Genomic DNA, 5,444 nt, shown 5'->3' with positions numbered 1-5,444 from the left:
CGGAAAAGAACATCAGGATAAATAGCGGTCTCCAAAATTCATTCACGGTTTGAACAAATTGATCCTTTTCGTCCATGGTAATATGTATTTCAGATTAAGTTAGGCTGCTGGTGTGGTAATCGATCCGAAATTTGTGATTTGCGGATTTTACTGGCAAAAAGCACACGAAACAGTGAGGCCCATTTTTGTGGGATAGCCATAGCGAACTTGCCGGGTCCTGACAAGTTTTCTCATTTATTTAAGGCGGTTGAGAGTTTACAGCGATTCACACGGCGTCGCATTCGACTCCCGCCGCCTCAACCAAATATTATCCACAAAAACGGTTCGTTATAATTTTTCAACTCATTCGGTAAGTATAGAATTATAAAGATATTCCCTGTGCAATTAAGTGAGTCAGATCTATTCATTCATTTTCTATGCTTTTGATCAATTCGTATGCAATATTAGAACCTTCAATCCGCATGATACTCTCCTGGGCACTCCCGTAGCTCAATAGATTGATACTGCCGTACCACACGATTTTTTGATCCATGATGGCAAATTTCTGGTGGATATTCGATTTATATATGATGGTTATCCCGCTGCGGGTTAAGAGATCCAAAGCCTTTTGTAAAGCAGGGTGATCCTTCTTTGGGAAATCCTCTTTCGGACGAGTCACGACGGTGATAAGGATGTGTTCCCCGATTGCAGTTTTTAAATGCTGTATCATTTGATGGGTACGTCTTTGTCTTGCAAACGGACTTACGATCAGGATTTCTTTTTTGGCCGCAACAATATCCTGATTGAATACAGAAATAAAATTATCCTTATTGAATATGATATCCAGTTGGGTATCCATAACCTCTTCCCCCCTGGCCTTATAACCCATTGAAGCGTATCCGTTCAGACGCCTTTGGTACATTTTCTCAAGCATTTTTATCTGGATGTCTACGTAATCATAGATCCGGACTTCTTTTTTCGTTTTAAAGAGGCGGTGGAGTCTGCCTGCATATTGTTGCAGTGTCCCTTTCCAGGATATTGGCATGGCCAAAAAAAGCGTATCCAGGCGTGGCTCATCAAACCCCTCTCCGATAAAATGACCGGTTGCCACCAGAACGATATTTTTTTCGGCGGGAATGTTAGCGATGCGCTCAAAGGTTTCCTGGGTTGACTTCCTCCCCATGCCACCAGTAAGAACGATGACGTCCGGTATATTTTCTTCTATTCTTTTTGCAAGCTGCTCCACATGGGCCGTTCTGAGGGTCAGAACAAGGCAGCTTCTGCCTTGACGAAAATTTCTTAGTAAATCCTCGACGATCAACTGATTTCTGAATTCGCTATCCATGATTTCGGAAAATAATTCCTGAATGGATAGGTCATTTGAGTCGGTGCCCAGAGGAACCCTCAAAGGAGTAAATCGAGGGATAATGTAATGATCAAATGGTCTTTTCTCCGCCTGTTTTTTGGGATTGTCCCGATAGCGGATCGGGCCGCAATGCATAAACAAAATCGTGTGGTGCCCGTCTTTTCGTGTCGGTGTGGCGGTGAGGCCATAAATGTATTTTGCATTGGTTGTTTTTAAAATTTGTTCATAGGTGAATGCCGAGGCATGATGACATTCATCGGCAATGACGAGTCCGTAATTTTTGACGCACTCCTTGACTTCACCCTGTCTGCTGAGCGACTGCATAATTGCAATATCGATAATTCCGCTCAGCGCATTTTTACCACCCCCTATTTGTCCGATAACGCTTTGCTTTTTCTTTCGTCCCCTTTTGGCGGTAGTGGTGAACTGTTCCTCCGGCAATGTTTCGTTGACTGTGAGGAATTCTGAAAGCCTTTCCCTCCATTGCGACACTAGGCTGATCTTGTCCACCAAGATCAACGTGTTTATTTTTTTCTCCGCAATTAGTTTGATTGCCACGACTGTTTTGCCAAAGGCTGTTGTGCCTGAAAGGATGCCAATGTCATGCTGGAGCAGATGCCTGAGGGCCAGGGGCTGTTCATCTCTAAGTTGGCCTTTGAATTCCACATCTATCCTGTTGCCACTAAAGGTTTTATTGACTATCCTGACATCGATGCCGAGTGTTTCGAGTTCATCAAGCAATTCCGGCTCGCTTCCTCTGGGCAGGCACAGATAGTCTTTGGTTTCATCTGCGCAAGAGATGACCCGCGGATGCCCGTAGGTAGGCAGACGCATAGCTTGCTGCCGGTAAAACATCGGATTTTTAAAAGATGCGAGACGCTTCAACCGATTGAGTGCCCTTTGGGAGATTCCGGCTTTCGGAACATACAGCATGTTCGCTTTGACAATTTCGAGATGATCTGGAAAATCGTCTTTTTCTAATATTTTTTTTGGACGCTGGGTTTCCCAGGGTTTCTCTTCTTCGTCTATCTTTAAATTACCCAACTCATTCCCATGGGAAAGTACTGAGATAAGATCTTCTAATTGGTTTTCTGAGATTCTCTGAATCGAGGAAAGGAATCTCCATTGGTCACTATATGATCGAAAACTATCATCGACAAATTCACTGTTTGATTTTTCCCTGGCTGTTTTTTGCAGCGGCAGCGCAATCAGGTTTCCCAAACCGCCCTTGGGCATGGTGTCCTGGCTCGGGAACAACCTGTCATAGGACTGAAATTTTATTTCATGTCGCCTGTCCATTGTACAGGTAAGCAGGGCAGTACCGAATTTCCGTGCAAAAACGGCAGAAATTGATTTTTCAAAGAAAAACCAAGCATGACAACCAACACCGGAACGTGAACGTTCAATCGCCAGGGGGATCTCAAACTCGTTGCAAACATCCCGTACCGCGGATACATCTTTTAGCCAGTCCGCCTCATCGAAATCCATTGCCAGAAAGCAGCATGTTTCATCCGGCAACATGGGATAGATGCCGACGACGGTATTTCCTCTGAGATGATCCTCAATGGCATTTTCATCCAGTACGGCATATGCTTTATTTTTGCATTTTGCGCAGGCAATTTTTGGCTTACTGCATACCCCTGGTTGCCATTGATTCAGACATACCGGTGCGTACCCCGATGTTCCTTTATTTTTATTTTCCCATCGCCTTGCGTAGACATCCTTACGACCATTGAACAGGGACATAAACAGCCGAATTTTCGAAGTTGAATCCGAGGTGCTGCTAATATCTATCAGAGGCTTTATATCATTCGATTCGCCATCAGGCACAAATTCCATCTGAATTGCTTGGGTTGTGTTTCGTGGAGCTTGTGCTTCCTGCAATACGAGTTTGACTTTCAACCTTCGGTTTTCTCGTGTTAATTGATCTACTTGTTCTAATAGGAAGTTATACTTTTTGAATAATTCCTGATACTCCATGATTATACCCATGGACCTGGAGCAGACCATTTTGAAGGAGGTAATTTATCCGACATCAGTGCCGATGCAATAGGGCCGATAAAATCCTTCACTTGCTTGACGATCTCTTCAAACTTTTCAGGAATGTGATCTTGTCTGAGTTTTTTCCGGAAAGCATTCCATTGGGTTTGTTTGGTTGAGATGAACTCATCAGAAAAGGCAACTATATTGACTGGTAAAGAAGTCCCGCGTTGTTCAAGCGTCAACTTTATGGCTTCCGATAGCTCCCTTCCTTCAAAGCCAAAATTGCGGGAGAGCAACCAGATGTCATGAAAATCCTTCATCCGACTATTCAATTCACGCCGTTTCAGCATCGCTTCAAATTTCTCAGCAATCAAGCTCTCACGGCTGTAACACAGCAACCACGGTGAGGGGAATTCTAACATGGAGGGGATTTCAGTTTTTTCAGGCGCGGGATAAACAACATCACCGAATCCGATATCAATTTGCATATTCAGCGACATTGTATCTATTTTTGCAGGGAACCAGATTCTTACACCTTGATATTCAGCCTCTTCGACAATCGTCTCAACTTTTATCTGTTCAACGAAATAAATTAGGCCATCCGGTTCAATCTCAACAGATAATATATCCTCTACAATGGACGTAAGCTGTGAGGTATCATTATTTGTCCTGCCAAGCAGATCAATGTCCATCGTCGGTCTGATTTCGGGAGCCTGCCAAATACGAAGCATCAGGGCCCCTTTAAGAATAAATCGATTTGCATGGTGAGATAGGGAAAGGCGATATAGAAACCGTTCCATGGCATAATATTGAACAAGTTCATAAAAAGGACGAATATCAGCCCTTGATTTATTTAGCAGTTTTTGCCTTACAGATGCCGCGATATTTTTCAGTGGTCTTTTGGTCAAATCGTTGCCTCCAGATAGGGCATCATAATTTTCTTTACGCGGCACACCTCGGAAAACATAAGTAGCTTTTTAAGATCGAATTTTTTTCGCGATTTGTATAGCTTAAGCGCTTCAAGGACAACATCCATTCCAATTTTGTTTCTGAATTTGAAGCAGTCGGCAAGGGTCTTTTCCGGGGTGTAGATTTTTACAGACGCACCATCAATGACATGCCTTTCGATTCCGACGTTGTATGCTTGACTAGAGTAACGATGGACTTGAATTGGAGGATAGTCGATTGACGGTATTCTTGAGTTTCTTGGTACAGCCATGTAAACTGAGTGCGGAATCTCGGTTGTGATATTGTGATACGACAAGGCGGAAATAAGACAGATGACGGCATTAGGGTACCGGAGGCATACGGTAACCAGGTCTGGGTTGGATATCGGAGGCAGTTCCTTCAGCCGGTAAACGCCTCTGCTCACTTGCTCGATAACTCTCTTATCTCTGAGCGCATAAAGCATATAGCGCGTGATACCATGTGCGATAGCCTCGCTCATTCGAAGTTGGCCACCATTTTTTAGGAATATCTCTATCGGGTCCTTTTTCATTTATACACAGACAAAATGTTTCCATTTGTTGATAAGTGGATACATTTTGTCTGGTCGCAGTTTAAAAATCAAGGAAAATATTTGAAATTGAACCCTCCCCGCGGCAAGCCGCGGGGAGGGTTCACCGAAAGGATGAATGTCTATTTTCAGTTCGCTCGCTAACCCCGCCGCAAGTGGCGAGGAATGCGCTCGCTATCGCGGGTCATTCTTTTGCCAAGTGGAAAAACCACCCGGGCTATGGGGGTACAGGATTACCCTCTGCCTGCAGATGGAACGGTTTCTACCAGAGTAGATATTCAGTAAACATTCGGAAAACCACTGCCAGCCCTTGTGGCTGTAGGGACTTCAGTAGGTTCGACCCGACGCCTCCATCATTATTTTGTATTTATTTCTAATACTTGTAAAACACCACCTCCCTACTTTAGTAGAATCCTGGTAGAATTCCAAGCGTTGTCAAGTTTGCCTCCATCATTTTGGGGCCGGCAAATACCGGTAATAATGGTCCACAATCATTCTCGTGTTTGTATGACCGACCTGTTTCTGGATGTAGCTCAATCGCTCACTCTGGGCCACAGCGTTAGTAATAAATGATGCCCTGGTGTCTTTGATGCTAATGGG

3 protein-coding genes are annotated in these 5,444 nt (G+C 44.0%); all 3 read right to left on the bottom strand.

Annotated elements, in window-relative coordinates:
- Positions 1–403: 403 nt before the first annotated feature.
- The 3 genes from ABYV26_RS19805 to ABYV26_RS19795 are packed head-to-tail and all read right to left on the bottom strand — an operon-like array spanning position 404 to position 4,826.
- Positions 404–3,325, bottom strand: coding sequence for a DEAD/DEAH box helicase family protein (locus ABYV26_RS19805; protein WP_372683087.1), 2,922 nt, complete (start codon positions 3,323–3,325; stop codon positions 404–406).
- A gap of 2 nt (positions 3,326–3,327) precedes the next feature.
- The gene (locus tag ABYV26_RS19800; RefSeq protein ID WP_372683086.1) at positions 3,328–4,236 is read right to left on the bottom strand and encodes a nucleotidyl transferase AbiEii/AbiGii toxin family protein; all 909 of its coding nucleotides are present in this window, start codon (positions 4,234–4,236) and stop codon (positions 3,328–3,330) included.
- Positions 4,233–4,826 carry a type IV toxin-antitoxin system AbiEi family antitoxin domain-containing protein gene (locus ABYV26_RS19795; protein ID WP_372683085.1) on the bottom strand — a complete coding sequence of 198 codons (594 nt, stop codon included), beginning with the start codon at positions 4,824–4,826 and terminating at the stop codon, positions 4,233–4,235. The genes ABYV26_RS19800 and ABYV26_RS19795 overlap by 4 nt, the downstream gene beginning before the upstream one ends.
- Between the last annotated feature and the right edge of the window lie 618 nt (positions 4,827–5,444).

The organism is Desulfosarcina sp. (assembly GCF_041551955.1).
Lineage (GTDB): Bacteria > Desulfobacterota > Desulfobacteria > Desulfobacterales > Desulfosarcinaceae > Desulfosarcina.
The sequence above is the reverse complement of the archived record's forward strand: the minus strand, read 5'-3'. Positions and strand labels throughout refer to the sequence as shown.